The organism is Pseudoalteromonas sp. 4NS20-0020 (assembly GCF_057554385.1).
Window position 1 is genome coordinate 371,517 of record NZ_BAAJMI010000002.1, and the last position, 19,233, is coordinate 390,749.

Genomic DNA, 19,233 nt, shown 5'->3' on the forward strand with positions numbered 1-19,233 from the left:
AACGGGTTTATAGGATAAGTAATTTAGATGGATTTTGTTGATGAATAAATTTAAACCCTTAGGCAGCATTTTTTTTGTATTTATCTTATTTTGCTTTTGTTTAAACATCGAACTAACAAACCAAATTAACCGCATTAATTTATTCAACCCTGACATAGATTTGCGCCACTTTGATATTGTAGATACAACGCTCGAAATGGCGCCTTGGTATAACCCTATGCTCAATGGGCACTATTTAATACACCAGCCTTCTGCCGATTTTTTGTTAGTTAAAACTACCGACACGGAATTTATCGCTGCAAACTCAACAAAGCTTATTTTAATGACGTTAACGTCGCCAATAAACTTTATATTGGTGTGTATGGTATTGTTTGTTGGCTTTACAATTATTCGTAAAGAGCGTAAAAAAATCTCTTATCAGCATCAAATTGCACAGCTAAATAACAACGCTAATCAATTGCTTGTAGCCTTTAACCTACAACCCCAACATGACAACCCGTCAGGGCTTGGCAATTTAAGCCAGTCAATAAACAATTTAAATACTCATGTCGCTAATTATTTAAAGCAAACACAAACAAGCATATGCCAAGATAAATTAACACAACTCATCGATAGACATGCCTACATTGAGCATATTGGAAGGCACATAAATCAAACCGGTCAAAAAGAACTCAATTGTGCATTATTGTTTATAGATTTAGATGGGTTTAAGAAAGTAAATGATTCATTCGGTCATAGTTTTGGCGACGAAATACTGGTGCAAGTTGCCACGCGATTAGCTAATGTGTTGCGTCACCATAAGTTGAGTAATATCAATTCTGCAAACCAGTTAGAACAAAATTTATCGCGTTTAGGCGGTGATGAATTCTCTATATTTATTGAATCGTTGGACGAAAGTGACAAAGTAGTCGACATAGCCAAACAAGTCCTTAGTGAGCTTGAAAAAGACTTTGTGCTTGGCAATAAGATTGTAAAAATTAGTGCAAGCATTGGTATTGCTACTTATCCAGAAAGCGCATCTACACCACAAGCACTATTACAACTGGCTGATGTAGCAATGTATCGTGCTAAAAGTGATGGTAAAGGTATTTTTAAAGTTTATTCTCCAGAAATGGGTAATAAAATGCGTCGCTATCATTACTTACTTGAAGAGCTTCGTTTAGCCATTGCATGCAAAGACTTTTATTTGTCTTTTCAGCCAATTGTGCATGTAGAAGATTGCATGATTGACTATTTTGAAGCGCTCACTCGATGGAATCACCCCGTTGAAGGTATGATCTCTCCCGCTGAATTTATTCCTATTGCTGAAGAATCAAATTTAATATTAGAGTTAGGTGATTGGATTATGCTTGAGTCATGCAGACAAATGGCTGCTTGGCACAATGCAGGTATGCGTAAAGTAAAAATATCAGTGAATATTTCCGGTATTCAGTTAAAACATCGTGATATATACGATTGGATCACAAAAATCCTCAAAAGTACGGGGTTACCGGCAACGTCTTTAATGCTTGAAGTAACAGAGTCTACCTTTATTCAGGCAAGCTCTAGAATTATTGATGAGTTGAGCAAGCTAAGAGAAGACGGTGTAACTATTGCTATAGACGATTTTGGTACCGGGTTTAGCTCTTTAAGTACGCTAGCAGATTTACCCATCGATGTTATAAAAATAGATCGCTCGTTTATTGCACAAGCTAACAAAAGCAAAAAATATAACGACATACTCAATACAATTAGTGAGCTTGGGCAAAGATTGGGGCTTAAAATTGTCGCAGAAGGCGTTGAAGAAATCGCCCAGTTTGAGCTTGTGAAAAAATTAGGTGTGAGCTCAGTTCAAGGTTATTTAGTCAGTCGACCTGAGTCGTCAATTAATGTAGGAAATAAAGTGTTACGTAATAATAACGCTAATTTATCTGCATCTGGCTCTAGCGCCTGGGAAATTTCTAAATAAATGTGTTGCTAGGGCGTTTACTGGACAATTTTTTAATTAAGGCATAGCTTTAGTTAAACTAATAATAAAAACGAATGTAAAGGCTTAGATAATATGCATCGAAGCTCCCTAATCAAAGAAAACCTTAATGATACCGTTAGATTGCTTTACGAGAACGCTTATTCAGGTTTACTCGTCTCTTTATTTGCCAGCGCATGTATTGCTTTTAGTTTTAATAAAGGCGGATTGTTAAGCTATAACGACAAGCTAGTTTGGTGGCTTATTATGCTGCTTGCTTTGGGGATCCGTTTTTTAGATATTCGTCTATTTTTAAAAACAAACAAAACGGCTACCCAATTAGACCTACTAAAGTTTTCAACAGGGGTTATTATAACTGCCATTATATGGTGCAGTTATGCCTTGTATTTTCACACTTCTTTTGCCCCCCTAGAAGCCACAAGTATCATAATTATATTATCCGCTCTTGGTGGTGGCTCTGCCAATGTTTTGTCAGCACATAAGCTGACCTGTTTTGCTTATGCTTTTATTCTGTTATTTCCCTACGCTTTAGTACTAATAATGTCTGAAGACTATTACGAAAACGTACTCGGCTTTTTGGGTATTGGCTATGGCTCAATTACCTTGTTAACTCTAAATAAAGCATCTGCATTTACACAACAGGCAATACATTTAAAAAATCAAAACAGCGATTTGCTAGAAAGAATGGAGCTAAGAGTTGACGCGCGTACTAAAGAAATAATGCATTTATCAAACTCTGATTCGCTAACTCAATTATTAAATCGAAATGCATTTTTAAATGATGCAAAAAAGAGAATTAAGCATTATCCAGATCCACCTTTTGCGCTATTTTTTATAGACCTAGATGGGTTTAAGAATATAAATGACGTGATGGGTCACAAGGTAGGCGATAATGTTTTAAGAAGAACAGCGAAACGTATTTCTGACGTGTGTGCTCATAATCAGCAAAAGTGCCGCTGGGGTGGCGATGAGTTTTTAATTTTAAGTGATTTTGTATGCAAAGAAAATACTTACGATTTTGCTAAAGAAATTATTGATGCAATTACGCAGGATCATCCAGAAACAGAGCATGGTGCACGGGTAGGGGCAACCATAGGTATTGCACTTTACCCAGAGCATGGTAGAGGTCTGGATGCCTTAATTTTAAATGCCGATATGGCAATGTATCATCAAAAGAGAATGAATCGTGGGCAAATAAGTTTTTTTAGCGAGTCGCTTCGTTCAGAATTAGAAAGAAAGCGCCTGCTTAGCGAAGAGCTTTTAACAGCGCTCAATAACAATTGTTTTTCGTTAGTATACCAGCCAATTATTGACTCTAAAACACATGATATTTATGCGATTGAGGCGCTTATACGTTGGCAATTGAAAGGAGAAAACATTCCTCCTGACGAGTTTATACCTATTGCTGAGCAGTATGGGTTAATTTCAAAAATAGGTTTTTGGGTACTCGAAACGGCATGCCAACAAGCACTTACTTTTCAAAAATCAACTCCAGATTTATCAGTCAGTATTAATGTATCTGTAATGCAGCTTAAGGAGATAGAGTTTGCCAGTAAGGTTAAAAGCATTTTGGCGGATTTAAATTTTCCTGCTCATAAGCTTCATTTAGAAGTAACTGAATCTGTATTTGCAAACGATAAGCATACATTTTTGTATGTGGTTAAATCATTACAAGAGTTGGGTGTTAGAATTTCAATAGATGATTTTGGAACCGGTTACTCTTCTTTATCAAGTATGCTTGATGTTGGTGTAGATATTGTAAAAGTAGATAAAAGTTTTGTTCAAGATGAGGATGAAAGAGGCTTAAGCATTGTTAACGCAGTAGTGCAAATGGCAAGTTCGCTTAATTTTAATGTTATTGCTGAAGGGGTTGAAACACCTTTGCAGTGCAAAAAGCTTACTCAACTTGGCGTAACGCATTTGCAAGGGTATTACTTTTCAAGACCGCTGACCTCAAGCGCATTAATTGAATATTTAAACAATAAAAAAGCCTCATAAAGAGGCTTTTTTCAGTTTAACGAACCTGGGTTGTGGTTCGCTAAATTTATGTACAGAGTTAAAATTAATTAATCTTTATAAATCAAATGTTCTTGAAATTGCTAACACGATGCGCTCATCGGCGTAATCGTAGTCAAGGCTAGTATTTTCAGCTGCTACTTCAATACCAAAACCTTCGTAACTTGTTTGATAAGCAAGACGGTAGTGATTATACGATTTCTTTTGGTTTACATCCCAAGCCCATTTTTCACCGTCAAGTGAATTAGAGATATCAAAACTTGCACGTATTGCATGATTTGGTGCAAGTTCATAAGTATGAGCAATCATTGAAACTACATGGCCCGCACTTGTTCCAAAATAATCCCAGCTGTACCAAAAGTTAAGCTCTGTTTGGCCGTAGTCACTTGCGTAACCAAATTTAGTGTAAACCTCTGGGTAATTTCCATCACTGTTATTACCTTGGTATGTGTAGTATGCAATACCGTAGTCAACGCTAAACTTGTCGTTTAATTGTACATAGCGACCAACATAGCCATCTAGTTCAAAATCAGTATCGTCACCAAAGTCAACGTTTGACGCCCATACACCGGCATACACGCCATTATCAAAAGCATAATCTAAACTTGCTTGTAATGCAGGGTCGTTATCTGTTTGGCTTACACCATTAAAAGTGTAATCTGATGCTGCTGTAATAGTTGTTGACCAGTCTGCAGCTGCCGTTGTTGATAAAAGTGCTAGTGGCAATGCTACTGCAAGTTGTTTTAGTTTGTTGTTCATTATAAATCCCTAACTTTGTGTCTCAATTTTAGTGTAGTCAATCTTGTTTGCTTTTGGTGAGCTATCAATACTATTAACGGTTTTAAATTTGCTATAGCCAATGAAGCCAGCACATAGGAAAAACAAGGCAATCACCAATGCGCCTACCCACTGTATTTGTAAAAACTCTAGCTTGAACAATAATGTTAATAATGAAAGAGCAAGTATGTTTCCAATCATATACTTCGCTTTACCAAAGCGTTTTACAGTGATGTTTAAATTATCTGTGTATAAACGCACTAACGAATCAAGTGAATTAATTACAAACACAATACCTACAAATACCATCGCAAAGTTTTTAATGCCTTGCGTTGGAATGCCCGCTTCATGATAGTGGTAAAGTACGCTGAACCAAATTGCGATTGGTATTGAAGGGAAAATCAACATAGCGCCAAGTACTTGGTAAGTTTTTAACCCGCCAACAAAACGAGAAGTAAACTGTCCAATCATAATACTCCAAGCAAACCACCAAAATAGGTAAAACTCATGGTAATCGTTAAGCGGTAAAACAAATTCATTTATGTTGGCAAAGTATGTGCCGATAGAGGCTAAGTTATCTGTGAATGCTGACATTTGACTGTCACCCAATACAAAGGCACCAGCCCACATAAACCCAATTAGTGCTATGAATAACCAAGTTGTAGAAATACTTAAAAATCGTACGTACTTAATATCTGTACTTGAATATACCGCAAAACAAATTGCTGCAAATACAATTAAGTAAAACTCAGAAACGACACTTGAACCATCACCAATTTCAGGTAAATACCACGGAAGGTTTGAAAGTAAAAGGTATGCGGTAAAAGCACACGTACCAATAATTACTACATTATTGATAAATTTAACCCAAGGAATTTCGAAAAATTTAACTTTAGGTTCTATTACACAGAAATAAAAGCACGTAAGAAAGTAAAATCCCCAGATTAAAAAGCCCCAGTAACCAAACTCAATGGCCAGTGGATTTGCAAACGCGTATTCTGGGCTTGCTTTTATGTCTGCATAACCTGCAAACTCAGTTAAAGGAAACATTATAAGGCCAACATCAAGGCCTGAGGTAAAGAGTATTGCTATAAAAGTAAGTGTTTTAACTGGTGTAACACCAACAACACGTACATTACCCCATTTTAATAAAATGATTGTAATTGCAAGTAGGGTAAAAATAATACCAGCATTAAGCCAAATGGTCATTGCTACCCTCCAATAGTGAGTTATTCATAAGCACTCCGTTTTTTATTGTTCAATCTTGCATTATTACAACATAACCAATTTATGTTGTTCGCCACTGCAAGGCTTATAGGGTTAGTCTGACGAGGCTAACCCTATAAGTAGCTGATTAAATTTTTGCTTCACGCTGTGTTTCTTGCCAATTTTGAGTCATAGCAACATCAGCATTTGCTTTTTGTAATGCCACATTTCCTAAAATGATGTCAGCCGCTTTTTCTGCAACCATAATCGTAGGCGCATTAAGGTTTCCGTTAGGAACCGTTGGAAAAATAGAAGAGTCAACAACACGTAAGCCTTCAATACCATGTACTTGGGTATTTGAATTAACTACGGCCATTTCGTCTTCACCCATTTTGCATGAGCAAGAAGGGTGGTAAGCACTTTCTACGGCTTGGCGTACAAAGGCATCTATTTCTTCGTCGGTTTGAATGTGTTTACCTGGTTGAATTTCTTCATCACGGTAATCATCAAAGGCACTTTGCTCAATAATGTCGCGAGTCAAACGCACACAGGCTCTAAAGCCTTCAATGTCGTCTTTGTGCTGTAAGTAATTAAACAAAATTTGTGGCGGTTGCTCAGGGTTAGCTGATTGAATAGTAACGCTGCCACGGCTTTTTGGTTTGTTATGACCTACGTGAACTTGAAAACCATGACCTGCAAATGCACTACGCCCATCGTATCGCATAGCCGCTGGTAAAAAGTGATACTGAATATCAGGCCATTCAACTCCAGGCTTTGAGCGGATAAATGCACATGACTCAAAGTGGTTAGTAGCGCCTAAACCTTTTCGAGTAAGTAACCATTTAGCGCCGATCATGCCCTTGGAAATAAGACCCAATTTTCCGTTTAGTGTAATTGGCTGCTTACATTTGTATTGAAAGTAAAATTCAAGATGGTCCTGTAAATTTTGACCCACACCCGGTAAGTGGTGTTTAACTTCAACGCCTGCTTTTTCAAGGATGTCTTTATCGCCAATACCAGATAGCTGTAATATATGCGGAGAGCCAATAGGGCCTGCACTTAAAACAACCTCTTTTGCTGCATGTGCTGTTTGAACATTATCGTTTACTTTGTACTCAATGCCTGTGGCTTTTTTACCGTCTAGAATAACTTTTTGAGCAAGTGCGCCAGTAATGACTGTTAAATTACTACGTGATTTTACAGGGTCTAAATATTCACGAGAAGCCGAGCTGCGTACACCGTTTTTAACGGTCATGTGCATTTGGCCAAAGCCTTCTTGCTGTGACGCGTTATAATCGTCTGTACTAGCGTAACCGGCTTCTACACCTGCTTTTATAAACGTGGTGTACAAAGGGTTTTGCATTTCGTTACCGTTATTAACGCCAAGTGGGCCATTGCCACCTCGATATGCGTTTTCACCAAGGTAAAAGCTTTCCGCTTTTTGAAAATACGGTAAACACGATTGGTAATCCCAACCATTAGCACCGTGCTGTTGCCACTCATCAAAATCTTTTGCGTGGCCGCGTACATACACCATGCCATTAATCGACGACGAGCCCCCAAGTACCTTACCGCGAGGGCAATGCATTTTTCGGTTATCTAAATACGGTTCTGGTTGAGTATGAAATTGCCATGCGTACTTGTCGGTATTCATAGGAATAGACAGCGCCGTTGGCATTTTTATAAAAATACTTTTATCACTGCCACCGGTTTCTAGTAGTAACACTTTGTTGCTTGAATCTTCAGATAATCGGTTAGCTAAAACACAACCCGCAGATCCCGCACCAACAATAATATAGTCGTAATGATTACTCATAGTAGGGCGCCTTAAAATGGGCTTTCTATGTCGGCCATACCAACATAAATAGACTTAGTTTGCGTGTAATGATCAAGTGTTTCTATGCCATTTTCACGGCCAATACCAGATTGCTTATAACCACCAACAGGCATTTCAGCAGGTGAGTTACCATAGGCATTAATCCAACAAATACCCGCTTCTAATTGATGAATAACACGGTGTGCGCGTTTAATATCGCTTGTAAATACGCCCGCAGCTAGGCCTAGGTGAGTACCATTAGCCCGTGCAATTACGTCGTCTTCGTCTTCAAAAACAAGTACGCTCATTACTGGGCCAAATATTTCTTCTTTAACGATAGTCATTTCATCGTTGCAATCAATAAACACGGTAGGTGCAACAAAGTAGCCATTAGGCGCAGATTCAGGTGAAAGCGTTGAACCACCGGTAAGCAGTGTTGCGCCTTCTTCAATCCCTTTATTGACATAACTCATCACTAAGTCTTGATGCTTTTTAGAGATTAGCGCACCAAAGTTAGTGTTTAAATCTTGCGGGTCGCCCGCAATAATATTTTTCTCTGTTCGCGTTTTAAGCTCATCAATAAATTGCTGATATATATTTTTATGAACGTAAATACGTGTACAGTTAGTGCAAATTTCGCCTTGGGTATAAAAGTTACCTAGCATGGCTGCGCTTACTGCTTGCTCTATATTTGCATCATCAAACACAACAAGCGGCGACTTACCGCCAAGCTCCATGGTTACGTCTTTTAATGTACCTGAAGCACTTGCGACTACCTTTTTACCTGTGCCTACTTCGCCAGTGAACGACACTTTGTCAATCTCACTATGTGCAGTTAACCATTGCCCTACATCACCCGCACCTTGTACTACATTAAATACGCCAGCAGGTACGCCCGCTTCTACAAAAATTTCGGCAAGTTTAATAGCGCCTAGTGGCGTTTCTTCAGATGGTTTAAATATAAATGCGTTGCCAGCAGCAAGGGCTGGGCCTGATTTCCAACATGCTATTTGTAGCGGGTAGTTCCACGCACCAATACCGGCACAAATCCCTAATGGCTCTTTACGTGTATAGTAAAAGTCTTCGCCTACCATTTGTTGTTGGCCTACTTGCGCAGGGGCTAGGCCTGCAAAGTATTCAATTACATCGGCGCCGGTTTCTATATCAACACAGTTTGCTTCTTGCATTGGCTTACCGGTATCAAGCACTTCTATTAAGGCAAGCTCATCGTTACGTTCGCGAAGTATTGCCACAGCGTTTAATAAAATACGGCTGCGTTCAATAGGTGTCATTTTAGACCACTGTGCAAAACCTTGCTTTGCACTTTCAATGGCTGCGTTTTGAACAAATTCATCGGCAACTTCGACACTGTAAATAACTTCACCTGTTGCAGGGTTAGTTACATCAAAAGTTTCACCGCTTTGGTTAGCAAGAAAATGGCCATTAATAAAATTTTGATAGACTGGTGTGCTCACGCTAGGCTCCATATTGCTTGATGAGTGAATTTACATAGCTTTTTGCTAGAGTTTCACTGTGTTTAAACTGGTTTTTGTCTGATTTACTCAATACTGCTCTCAACCATAGGCCATCAATCATAGCGGCGCTAAGTTCAGCAGCTTGTTTTGCTTGCTCAATAGGCATTAATTGCTTAAATGAGAATGCTAAATTACTTTGCAAGCGTTTACTGTTTACATTTTGCAGTCGGTGGAGTTCGTCATCGTGCATTGATTGCGCCCAAAAGCTCAACCAAGTTTTGGTTGTATCACTGCGCTGTTGTACAAGCGCAAAGTTAGCTTCAACAATAAACATAAGGCGCTGTGTAGCGCTGGTGTTGTTGCACACTTTTTCAATAAGGTCTTTTTTAAGATTAGAAAGCAAATAACGAACAGTTGCTTCTATTAAACCCTGCTTACCACCAAAGTAATGACTAATAATGCCTGACGATAAACCTGCATTTTTACTGATGCTGTTAATAGTGGTTGCTTGTAATCCACGCATCGCCACTGACTCAATTGTTGCGTCAATTAACTGTTGACGCCTGACAGGTTCCATTCCAACTTTAGGCATAATTTTTATTAATTGAACGTTCAATAAAGATAAGCTTAAGGTAATAGCTCTAACAATTCAAGGGTGAAGTAAATAGTCAGATACTAAAATGTAGATGAATTATTAATAAAACCAACAGGAGAAGTGCTTAAGCAAATAGATGAAATAGATGGTTAATTACTATTTAAAACAGTGGTTTAGATGTTGTTTTGGAAATACTTAAGAGTGTAATTATATCTTTACTCCTTGTTATCAAATAAAAGATGAATAAATTTATTTGAGTGGTAATAATTAGAGTACTAATAGTATTTTTTTAATCCAAGTGAGCACAAACACAACAATTACTTAGTGCACTAATAACTTAAGGAAGGTTAGTATTACTATGGGCACAGAAAGGGAACTAGCTCTGGCTAAATAATATTAACCACGCTAATTTGGAAATTACCTGAGGCTTTTTATCTGGCTTGTGTAGATGTTACTTAGTATAAATAATAGCTATTATTGTTCGCTAATCACGCCTTTGAATAGAAGGGGGTAACGTCTTAGGCGATTTCCAATATAGTCGTCAGATAATATTTGTTCACAAATAAAATTAACATCATCACTTGCCTCAAATACCCAGTCAAAGCGTTCTATTGCGAGTAAAAACCCCCGTTTTAAATGGCGTTGGCTTCTGTATTGTTCAAGGTTTTTTTGAATGACGGCGAGTTTAGATGGATCTGATTTAAGCGCAGCTATTACCTGATTAATAAAGGCAGTATTGAGCTTGCTGTCGCTGCGCTTTCTTACTTTTCTTGGATACATTATTCCTCGTTAGCAATATTGTGTAATTTTTTTAAGAAATCATCTTTATGTTTATCGTGCTCGTAATCAAGATGATAAGTATTATGAAACCCAAAGCGTAATAGTACGCCACTACCTTGTAAATAAATTGTGTATCCATCTATATCTGAAAATGCAGTAACACCTTGATAATGCTTACCTTCATCGTTCGTTTCTCCGCGTTTTTGTATTCGCTCGTACACGGCAAGTATTTGTTTATTGTCGAGTTCATTTTTCATATATCACACCTTTAATTTAAGATTCAATACGTATTAGATATGAGGGTCGATCAGCTTAAAACAACAGATAAAATTGATTGATAATACTTGGCGATTTACTGTTTATAAATTATGCTCATGGTTCATTTTTTATTGAGCTTTCACCATGATAGACAAGGCGTTACTGCTTAAAACTCGTGAGTTATCAGACCAACTAATTGCACTTCAAACACCTATTCGAATTCTTGATGCAATAAATTGGGATAAACAGATCAAAGAGGAATTTTTTAGGCAAAAGTGTCAAAAAAACCCTCTAATAGATCGTGCATACTACCAACAGCGCGATTTAGGCTTTGTGCCTAGCGAGTTGCGTCAAGCGTTTTCAACATTACACCGAAACATTATTAACCAGTTAGGTCAGTTAAACCCCATTTCTCAATATATGGGTAAAATGTGTGGCGAATATAAAACGGTATTAAGTATGTTGGAGTACCGAGGTACTCCTGAATTTCATGATTTATCAGTTGAGCTTTTTGGTCATCCTAAAGATTTATTCCATGCGTGTGAGCCTTCACTCTCCGAGCTTGCGAATATGCTAGAGCAACCACTGCAAAATTTATTAATGGCCGACATTTTACCCGATGATCCTAAAAATATAGATGCTAGCGACGCGGTGCGAATTTTATCAGAGCAAGTTAATAGTAGTATGCCAGGTATAAATGTAGAGGTTATGTTGAGCGATGGGATTGTAAGCGACGCAGCAGCAGGTGCTAACAATATAAAGCTAAACCAAGATGTTAAATTTTCACAACGTGAATTAGATATATTAGAAGTACATGAAGGGTGGATTCATGTGGGCACGACTCAAAATGGTTTAGCCCAACCTTATTTAACCTGTTTAAGTAAGGGCACACCAAGCTCAACAGTAACACAAGAGGGCTTAGCAGTATTAACTGAAATTATTACTTTAAAATCTACCCCTAGGCGCTTATCAAAATTAGTTAACCGTATTCAAGCGGTTACCAAGGTGATAGATGGGGCTGAGTTTGTAGACATATATAGAGATTACGTAGCTCAAGGAATATCTAAAGACGATAGTTATACGTTGGCTCAGCGTGTATTTAGAGGCAGCACAGCAACAGGATTACCGTTTACTAAAGACATTGCCTACATAAAAGGCTTTGTTTTAGTGTATAACTTAATACGTGTGGCAATTCAGTTAGGGCGAATCGATCAGTTACCGTTGTTATTAGTCGGTAAGTTGTCTATTGATGATTTTAGATTAATTTCCCAGCTTCATGATTTAGGTGTGATTGAAAGCCCTAAGTTTGTTCCCCCGCATTTTAAAGATTTACGCGGACTAGCAACATGGTTGAGTTTTGGGCGCTTTATTGGTGACTTATCTTTTGAACAACTAGAAAACGACTATAAACCCTTGTTTTTATGATGTAGGTATTTTATCTGCATGCTTAAGTTCGTGAGCATAAAAAAAGCCCGTAAGGGCTTTTTTTTGTTTTCATCAAATTAGCGTGCGTTAGTGCTTTCAAATATTTTATCTGCAGACGCTGCAACAAACCCCGTGTAAAGTTCGCCATCGGCTTTCGGGTATCGAATGGCAAATTCATAAAAACAACTAGGGATGCGTAGCTCGCCATCGCTAAAGGTAACGGCGTAATCATCAGCAAGCGTTGATGATTGCTCTAATAGCACTTCTGGTGAGCCTTTTACTTCGCCGCCTGATGTATTAAGCGCAAAGCCTGCATCTTTAAGCGCTTGGTTAACATCGTGAATGTTATCAAACTTGGCAAGCATATTAATATTTACAGTAAAGTGGTTTGCACGGTAGCCCCATGCCGACATCCACGCAGCATATTCGCTTTCTGCTAATAACTGCTTGTAGGTTTCACCGCTTACTTGCCAATGTGTACCTGAATATAAAAAGTTATCAGCCGTTACAGCACTTTCATCAATTTGATTTACCATATCGGTAACAATAGCTTGTAACTCTGGCGAGCACTTTTCTACTAATAACTCAGAGATAAATACTTTAGGTTGCTGAGGATCGCTGTGTTCGTAGTGTTTAGCGTATAGCTTTTTAGCTTCAAAGTGGTATTCGCCGCACTCTGTGTAACCTAACGCTAAAAAGTGTGCTGCTAGTTTTTCAAGGCCTACTTTTTCAATATTGAACGTACGTAGCGCAATATGGTCGTTAATTATGTCGTCTTTTTGGGTTGAACCTAAAAGGTCATGAATTTTATCTGCCGATGGAGTAACGGCTAAATAGTTATCCCATAGGTTTTCAAATAATGTATTTACGTTAGTATGCATGTTAAATCCTTAAAAATGGGTATTATTCTATTACTAAGCCAGGTGCTAAAGTTTGCGGTAAATTCACTTTTTCTGATTCAACCGACGCAACAGGGTAAGCGCAGTAATCTGCAGCATAATAAGCGCTAGCACGGTGATTACCACTTGCACCAATACCACCAAACGGTGCAGCACTAGATGCACCCGTAATAGGGCGGTTCCAATTTACAATGCCAGCACGAATACGCTTTAAAAAGTGGCTGTAATCATCTTCGTTATCGCCAAGTAAGCCTGCTGATAAACCAAAGCTGGTGTTATTAGCCTCTGCTATTGCGCTGTTAAAGTTGTTGTAGCGGTAAACTTTTATAAGCGGGCCAAAGTGTTCTTCATCGGCCATGTTAGCGATATGTGTAACATCAATAATACCTGGGCTTACAAAGCCGGTGCCTGCTTTTAGCTGCTTAAGCTCAACGAGTATTTCGCCGCCGCTTTCAACTAATTCTTTTTGCGCAGCAACCATACCAAGGGCTGCTCTTTCGCTTATCATTGCACCCATAAATGGCTGGTCAGTTGCAAAACTGTCGTCAACAACAATATTTTTAGTCGCGCTAATTAGTTTTTCTAAAATGGCATCGCCATTGGTTGAATTCTCAATAAACACGCGGCGGGCACAAGTACAGCGCTGGCCAGAAGTAATAAAGCCAGACTGAATAATATCGTGCACTGCAGCGTTTACATCGGCTACATCTTTAACTATTAATGGGTTATTACCGCCCATTTCAAGTGCTAATATTTTACCTGGGTGGCCTGCAAACTGTTTATGTAATAAATGGCCGGTGTTTGAGCTGCCGGTAAAAAATAAGCCGTCTATGTCTTTATGTGAAGCAAGTGCTTTACCTGTTTCTACTTCACCTTGCACTAGGTTAATCACACCTGCTGGTAAGCCTGCTTTTAACCAAAGTGATAAAGTAAATTCAGCAACGTGAGGGGTTAGCTCAGACGGTTTAAATACCACGGTGTTACCCGCTAAAATAGCCGGTACGATATGGCCATTAGGTAAATGCCCAGGGAAGTTGTAAGGACCAAATATAGCTACAACACCGTGTGGTTTATGGCGTATAAAGGCTTTAGCACCCGGCATTGGGTTTTCTGTTGTGCCGGTGCGTTCATTATAGGCTTTGATAGAAATGGCTACTTTACCTGTCATAGCGCCTACTTCTGTTCGTGTTTCCCAAAGAGGCTTGCCGGTTTCGCGCGCTATAATGGCTGCAAATTCTTCGCTGTGCTCTTTTAATTGCGCTACAAAGTTTTCAAGTATGGTAATACGCGACTCAATTGGCGTATCTGCCCATTGTACTTGTGCGGCTCTAGCTGCATTAATTGCAGAATCTACTTGCTCGGCATTTGCGCCATTACCTTGCCACACAATTTCGCCGTTACTTGGGTTAATAGAGTTAAAAGCGGGGCCTTGACCTGTATGCCATTGGTTATTTATAAGGTGTGTGTTCATATTTGTTTTACAGGCGGAAAAAACGCGCTGCATCTCCTTGGGATAGATTAAGGGCATCAGCCACTTCTTGGCTTATTACTAATGTGTGTTTTGCATGATTGTAGTGAGCGTGCTGGGTAAATGTAGCTCTAAACTCACTTACACCTTGGTTGCATACGGCAAGTGTATCTGAGCTGTGCTGGCTAATATGTTCCAGCTCGCCAATTGTAATAGGGCATACTTGAGACTCACGAATACTGCGAATATTACCAAGTTTTGCTTCTACCGTTGGGCCCGCATCAAACAAATCAACGTAGCCACGATGCTCAAAACCTTCTTTTTCGAGCAGTTTGAGCGCCGGTTTAGTTTTATCATGCACGTTGCCAATCACTGCTTGGGCTTTTTTACTGAGTAAGTTGACGTAAATAGGGTATTTAGGCATTAACTCACTAATAAACACTTTATCGCCAAGTCCTACTAAATGATCGGCCTTGGGGAACTCAATACTAAAAAAGTGCTCTTGCAACCACTGCCAAAACGGTGAATGGCCTTCTTCGTCACTTACACCACGCATTTCAGCAATCACGGTATCGGCAAAGCGTTCGCTATGCTGCGCCATAAATAAAAAGCGTGAGCGTGATAAAAAGCGCCCGGTTAAACCTTTGCGGTTGTTTTCGCGCAAAAACAAAGTACATATTTCAGAGCATCCGGTGTAATCGTTACACATGCTTAAAATATCTACGGTGTTATAAACATTAAGTGTAGGTGAGTGGTGTACTGTTTTACCTAAATGGTAATGGTAAAGCGGCACCGATAAGCCAACAGCGGCTTCTATGGCGGTTGTTCCAATAACCTCACCTGTTTCACTGTCTTCTAAAACAAATAAGTAGCTTTCATCGAGTGGCTGATTGATATTTTTAGCAAAGCTTTTTTCGGCGCGGTCTATTTTGTCTTTTAATTGCTCATCGTCCACCGGAAGTGAGGTAAACCCATGGCCCGATTCAATCGCAATTTGCTTAAGTGCAGCAAAGTCATCAGTGGTAATAGGACGTAATACTTGCATTTATTACTTGCTCCAACAGCGCGCCCTGAGGCGCGCTTAATTAAATTAGCCGTTTACTACGTCGCTTACTGCTTTTTCAAAGCGTGCTAGGCCTTCTTTAATATCTTCAAATGGAATAACTAAAGAAGGGGTAAAACGAATCACGTTCATGCCTGCAACAAGGTTCATTAAACCATTGTTAGCACTGGCAACTAAAAAGTCACGTGCGCGGCCTTCATATTTATCGTTTAACACAGCGCCAATAAGTAAACCTTTACCACGTACTTCGCTAAATACGTTGTATTTTTCGTTTATTGCGTTTAAGCCATCGCGGAATAACTGTTCACGCTCTTTTACGCCGTTTAGTACATCAGGTGTATTTACTGTATCAAAGGCTGCTTCTGCTACTGCACAGGCAAGTGGGTTGCCACCGTACGTAGAGCCATGCGTACCTATTTTTAAATGCTCTGCAATAGCAGTGCGGGTGATCATAGCGCCAATAGGAAAACCACCACCTAACGCTTTAGCTGTAGTTAAAATATCGGGCACTACACCTAAGCCTTCGTAAGCGTATAAATCGCCAGTGCGGCCAACACCGGTTTGTACTTCATCAAAAATTAGCAGTGCATTGTGTTTAGTACATAACTCGCGTACTTTTTTAGCAAATTCATCTGTTGGTGAAATAATACCGCCTTCACCTTGTAGTGGCTCCATCATTACGGCACATGTTTTATCACTGATGAGTGCTTCAAATGCTGCAATGTCGTTGTAATCACAATGCATAATGTCGCCAGGTTTAGGGCCAAAGCCATCAGAGTAAGCAGCTTGCCCGCCCACAGTTACAGTAAAAAATGTACGGCCGTGAAACCCTTTGTTAAAGGCAATGATTTGCGATTTTTCTTCGCCGTGTACATCTAAAGCAAAACGACGAGCAAGCTTGAGTGCTGCTTCGTTAGCTTCTGCGCCTGAGTTTGCAAAATACACTTTGTCTGCAAATGTTGCTTCAACCATTTTTTGTGCTAAACGCAGGGCAGGCTCATTAGTCATTACATTTGATAAGTGCCAAATTTTCTCACCTTGCTCTTTTAGCGCATTAACAAGCGCTGGGTGACAGTGGCCTAAACAATTAACGGCAATACCGCCTGCAAAATCAATAAACTCATTGTCATTTTGATCCCATACACGTGAGCCTTCGCCTCGCACTGGAATAACTGCCGACGGGTTGTAGTTTGGCACCATTACATCGTTAAATAAGTCTCTTGTTACTTGCATTATGTACACCTAAAAATTGTGAATATTGAATAAAGATTAGCAAAATAAAAACGTTAGCGTTTTCTCAGCTAGGTAATTTTTGTTATTAGTGGTTATTATCGAAGGTTATAGGTTAAATTTGCAGTGCTATTTTGTGAAAAATGATTACAATAAAAGTCAAAATAACGAAATCAATAAGCAATATGATAACTCCACAAGATGAAAAGTTACTTTCTGTCCTTAAAACCAACGCTAGAGCGAGTATTTCTGATTTAGCTAGAATTCTTAATTTATCGCGCTCTACTGTGCAAAGTCGTATGTTAAAGCTTGAAGAAAGCGGTGTTATAAAAGGGTATAGCGTAGATTACGGCGATGCTTTTTTAAGTAAAATGGTATCGGCACATGTGTCAATAAAGGTGATTCAAAAGCTCACTACTAAGACGAATATTGAGCTAAAGCAAATTGATGCGATATCACAGCTTTATGCTATAAGTGGTGAGTTTGACTTAATTGCAGTTGTACAAGCACAAAACTTAGAAAAACTCAGCCATTTACTCGATGATATTGGTAATTTAGATGGTGTGGAACGTACAACTTCTTCGGTTATTTTAGAAACCAAGTTTAAACGTTGATGTACTTCCTATGTAAATTTATGTTTTATTGCACTATGGGAGAGCGCGTTTAACAACCACTTTTTTTGCTTTATCAAGTTTTAGAAAGTAGGCATTACCACCAATTCCTTTAAACTCCTCGTCGGTGAATACAATTGTATTATCGTCATAAAAAGTGATGGCTTCTTTTTGCGTAACGATGCCTAAATCTATTTTAGACACATCACCAGAGAAAAACTGATCACCTTTAAAGTTCTCAAATAACCAAATACTGGTAGAGTCAAGTAGTACGAGTTTTTTACGATCTGGGCTTAACGCTGCAGAGGTTATCCAGCACAGTTTTTCCATTGTTGTACAGGTTTTAAAAGATCCTATTAATTGGGCTTTAAAGTTAGCAGCGTGGTCGCCTACTTTGTATAAATTTGTAATGCCATCAAAAGGTTCTGTGCGGTTTTTAGTGAATAAATAAAGGTGACGACCCAGGGCTACAAACGCTTCTAGATCAAAATTACGATTACTTGGTTTTATTGGATTGCCATCCATTTCAGGGTACGTAAACTTTATTATTTCGGCATTTGTTGTATCGGTTTTAATATCAATTGGATTCTCTATTTTATAAATAGTCAGCCAACGCCTATCATTTTTATTGTTGCCAAAATCACCTAAAAAGAAATGACCAAATTTATTTTGAGTCATGTCTTCCCAATCAATGTTTTTAGCATTAGAAACTAAAATTTCTTGCGCAATCGACCCATCTTTATTTAAGCGGTAAAGCTTTGGATCGTCACCCCCATCATTAATTGCCCACAAGCGATCGCGCTTATCAAATTCAATGCCTGATATTTCTTTGAGTTTAGGGTCGAATGAAATTTCCTTTTTACTGTATAAGGTGTAGATTGAGGAAATAATAAACACTGCGACAACTAAAAAAATTAATGCCGTAGTTAATAAAATGCTTTTTTTCAACATGAAATTTACGATATTTCAGAGCGTTAACTTGATGTGTATTATCACTGATGTGAATACGTAACAAAAGCAGTTTATTGGGTAAGCTCTCTTTTTACTTCAAACCAAGTCATCAGTGTAATAAAGGTAAGTATTAAATAGTTAAATCGCTCCAATTGGTTTGAAAATTGCTGTGTACTAAATATGTCATTCTTAATATCTATATTTTATGTTTTACGCACTAATAAAGTGCGATAAAAAAGACTTGTTGCACTGTAATATTGCGTAAACAAAATTTTGCTTTAATACGGTTAGCTTAAAGTTTGACTGAATACAATCCCACATCGCCAGCTTAAAAATAGGCCCTGTGGCAATAATTAAATACCTTTTACTGTTTAGTTGGAGCCTACTATGTTGCATAAACGATTTTTTAAAACAAAAGATGAAGCGGAAATCACCTTTGAATTTGCTCACCCAGATGCGCAAGAAGTCTGCTTAATTGGCGAGTTTAACAGTTGGCAGCCCTTGCCAATGAAGCTTAATAAAAAACAAGGCGTGTTTAAATGCAAACAACGCCTTCCTCTAGATCAACAATACCACTTTCGTTATTTAATAAATGGCGAATTTTGGGATAACGATCATACAGCAGACGCTTATGAGGCTAACAGTTTTGGAACTGAAAATAGTATTGTTAACACCCAACGTATTAATTAAGGCCTGT

The 19,233-nt window shown here is 38.6% G+C and carries 17 protein-coding genes; 5 read left to right on the forward strand and 12 right to left on the reverse strand.

Translation table 11 applies throughout. From position 1 onward, the window contains the following. The first annotated feature begins 40 nt into the window (after nt 1–40). A complete protein-coding gene (locus tag AC27JL_RS05650) occupies nt 41–1,948 on the forward strand; it encodes a putative bifunctional diguanylate cyclase/phosphodiesterase (protein ID WP_487195050.1) in 1,908 nt (635 codons plus the stop codon). 93 nt (nt 1,949–2,041) lie between these two features. Next, a complete protein-coding gene (locus tag AC27JL_RS05655) occupies nt 2,042–3,964 on the forward strand; it encodes a putative bifunctional diguanylate cyclase/phosphodiesterase (RefSeq protein ID WP_487195051.1) in 1,923 nt (640 codons plus the stop codon). Nucleotides 3,965–4,039: 75 nt separating this feature from the next. On the opposite strand, the gene AC27JL_RS05660 is transcribed toward AC27JL_RS05655, so the two are convergent. The 7 genes from AC27JL_RS05660 to AC27JL_RS05690 all read right to left on the reverse strand — a co-directional run bounded on the left by AC27JL_RS05660 (nt 4,040) and on the right by AC27JL_RS05690 (nt 10,888). Further along, entirely contained in the window at nt 4,040–4,741 is a 702-nt protein-coding gene (locus tag AC27JL_RS05660) for a TorF family putative porin (protein ID WP_039037422.1), read from the reverse strand. 9 nt (nt 4,742–4,750) lie between these two features. Then, a complete protein-coding gene (locus tag AC27JL_RS05665) occupies nt 4,751–5,968 on the reverse strand; it encodes a BCCT family transporter (RefSeq protein ID WP_008127897.1) in 1,218 nt (405 codons plus the stop codon). A gap of 145 nt (nt 5,969–6,113) precedes the next feature. Then, nucleotides 6,114–7,781, reverse strand: coding sequence for a choline dehydrogenase (gene betA / locus AC27JL_RS05670; RefSeq protein WP_487195052.1), 1,668 nt, complete (start codon nt 7,779–7,781; stop codon nt 6,114–6,116). 11 nt (nt 7,782–7,792) lie between these two features. Next, nucleotides 7,793–9,256 carry a betaine-aldehyde dehydrogenase gene (betB, locus tag AC27JL_RS05675; protein ID WP_138739677.1) on the reverse strand — a complete coding sequence of 488 codons (1,464 nt, stop codon included), beginning with the start codon at nt 9,254–9,256 and terminating at the stop codon, nt 7,793–7,795. Between the two features lies 1 nt (nt 9,257). After that, nucleotides 9,258–9,833 carry a transcriptional regulator BetI gene (gene betI / locus AC27JL_RS05680; protein WP_008127893.1) on the reverse strand — a complete coding sequence of 192 codons (576 nt, stop codon included), beginning with the start codon at nt 9,831–9,833 and terminating at the stop codon, nt 9,258–9,260. A gap of 492 nt (nt 9,834–10,325) precedes the next feature. Further along, nucleotides 10,326–10,631: a hypothetical protein gene (locus AC27JL_RS05685; RefSeq protein ID WP_243534100.1), complete on the reverse strand. Its 306-nt coding sequence runs from the start codon at nt 10,629–10,631 to the stop codon at nt 10,326–10,328. Then, entirely contained in the window at nt 10,631–10,888 is a 258-nt protein-coding gene (locus tag AC27JL_RS05690) for a DUF3081 domain-containing protein (protein WP_006791765.1), read from the reverse strand. Before AC27JL_RS05690 ends, AC27JL_RS05685 begins: the two co-directional genes overlap by 1 nt. 145 nt (nt 10,889–11,033) lie before the next feature. On the opposite strand from AC27JL_RS05690, the gene AC27JL_RS05695 reads away from it, so the two are divergent. Further along, the gene (locus AC27JL_RS05695; protein ID WP_243534102.1) at nt 11,034–12,314 is read left to right on the forward strand and encodes a flavohemoglobin expression-modulating QEGLA motif protein; all 1,281 of its coding nucleotides are present in this window, start codon (nt 11,034–11,036) and stop codon (nt 12,312–12,314) included. A 77-nt stretch (nt 12,315–12,391) separates the two neighbouring features. On the opposite strand, the gene AC27JL_RS05700 is transcribed toward AC27JL_RS05695, so the two are convergent. From AC27JL_RS05700 to AC27JL_RS05715, 4 genes are read right to left on the reverse strand one after another with little or no spacing between them, the layout of a single operon-like run. Further along, nucleotides 12,392–13,195 carry a DUF1338 domain-containing protein gene (locus AC27JL_RS05700; RefSeq protein WP_243534104.1) on the reverse strand — a complete coding sequence of 268 codons (804 nt, stop codon included), beginning with the start codon at nt 13,193–13,195 and terminating at the stop codon, nt 12,392–12,394. Between the two features lie 22 nt (nt 13,196–13,217). After that, nucleotides 13,218–14,684 carry a succinylglutamate-semialdehyde dehydrogenase gene (astD, locus tag AC27JL_RS05705; protein WP_487195053.1) on the reverse strand — a complete coding sequence of 489 codons (1,467 nt, stop codon included), beginning with the start codon at nt 14,682–14,684 and terminating at the stop codon, nt 13,218–13,220. Nucleotides 14,685–14,691: 7 nt separating this feature from the next. Further along, entirely contained in the window at nt 14,692–15,726 is a 1,035-nt protein-coding gene (astA, locus tag AC27JL_RS05710; RefSeq protein WP_487195054.1) for an arginine N-succinyltransferase, read from the reverse strand. A gap of 45 nt (nt 15,727–15,771) precedes the next feature. Further along, the gene (locus AC27JL_RS05715; protein WP_487195055.1) at nt 15,772–16,977 is read right to left on the reverse strand and encodes an aspartate aminotransferase family protein; all 1,206 of its coding nucleotides are present in this window, start codon (nt 16,975–16,977) and stop codon (nt 15,772–15,774) included. Between the two features lie 182 nt (nt 16,978–17,159). Between AC27JL_RS05715 and AC27JL_RS05720 the strand changes: the two genes are divergently transcribed. Next, nucleotides 17,160–17,588, forward strand: a complete 429-nt coding sequence (locus AC27JL_RS05720; protein ID WP_487195056.1) for an Lrp/AsnC family transcriptional regulator — start codon at nt 17,160–17,162, stop codon at nt 17,586–17,588. A gap of 33 nt (nt 17,589–17,621) precedes the next feature. Here AC27JL_RS05720 and AC27JL_RS05725 read toward each other — a convergent pair whose 3' ends face one another. Beyond that, entirely contained in the window at nt 17,622–18,536 is a 915-nt protein-coding gene (locus tag AC27JL_RS05725; protein WP_487195057.1) for a hypothetical protein, read from the reverse strand. Between the two features lie 387 nt (nt 18,537–18,923). On the opposite strand from AC27JL_RS05725, the gene AC27JL_RS05730 reads away from it, so the two are divergent. Next, complete coding sequence (locus tag AC27JL_RS05730; protein WP_487195058.1) at nt 18,924–19,226, forward strand: isoamylase early set domain-containing protein; 303 nt, start codon at nt 18,924–18,926, stop codon at nt 19,224–19,226. Nucleotides 19,227–19,233 lie beyond the last annotated feature (7 nt).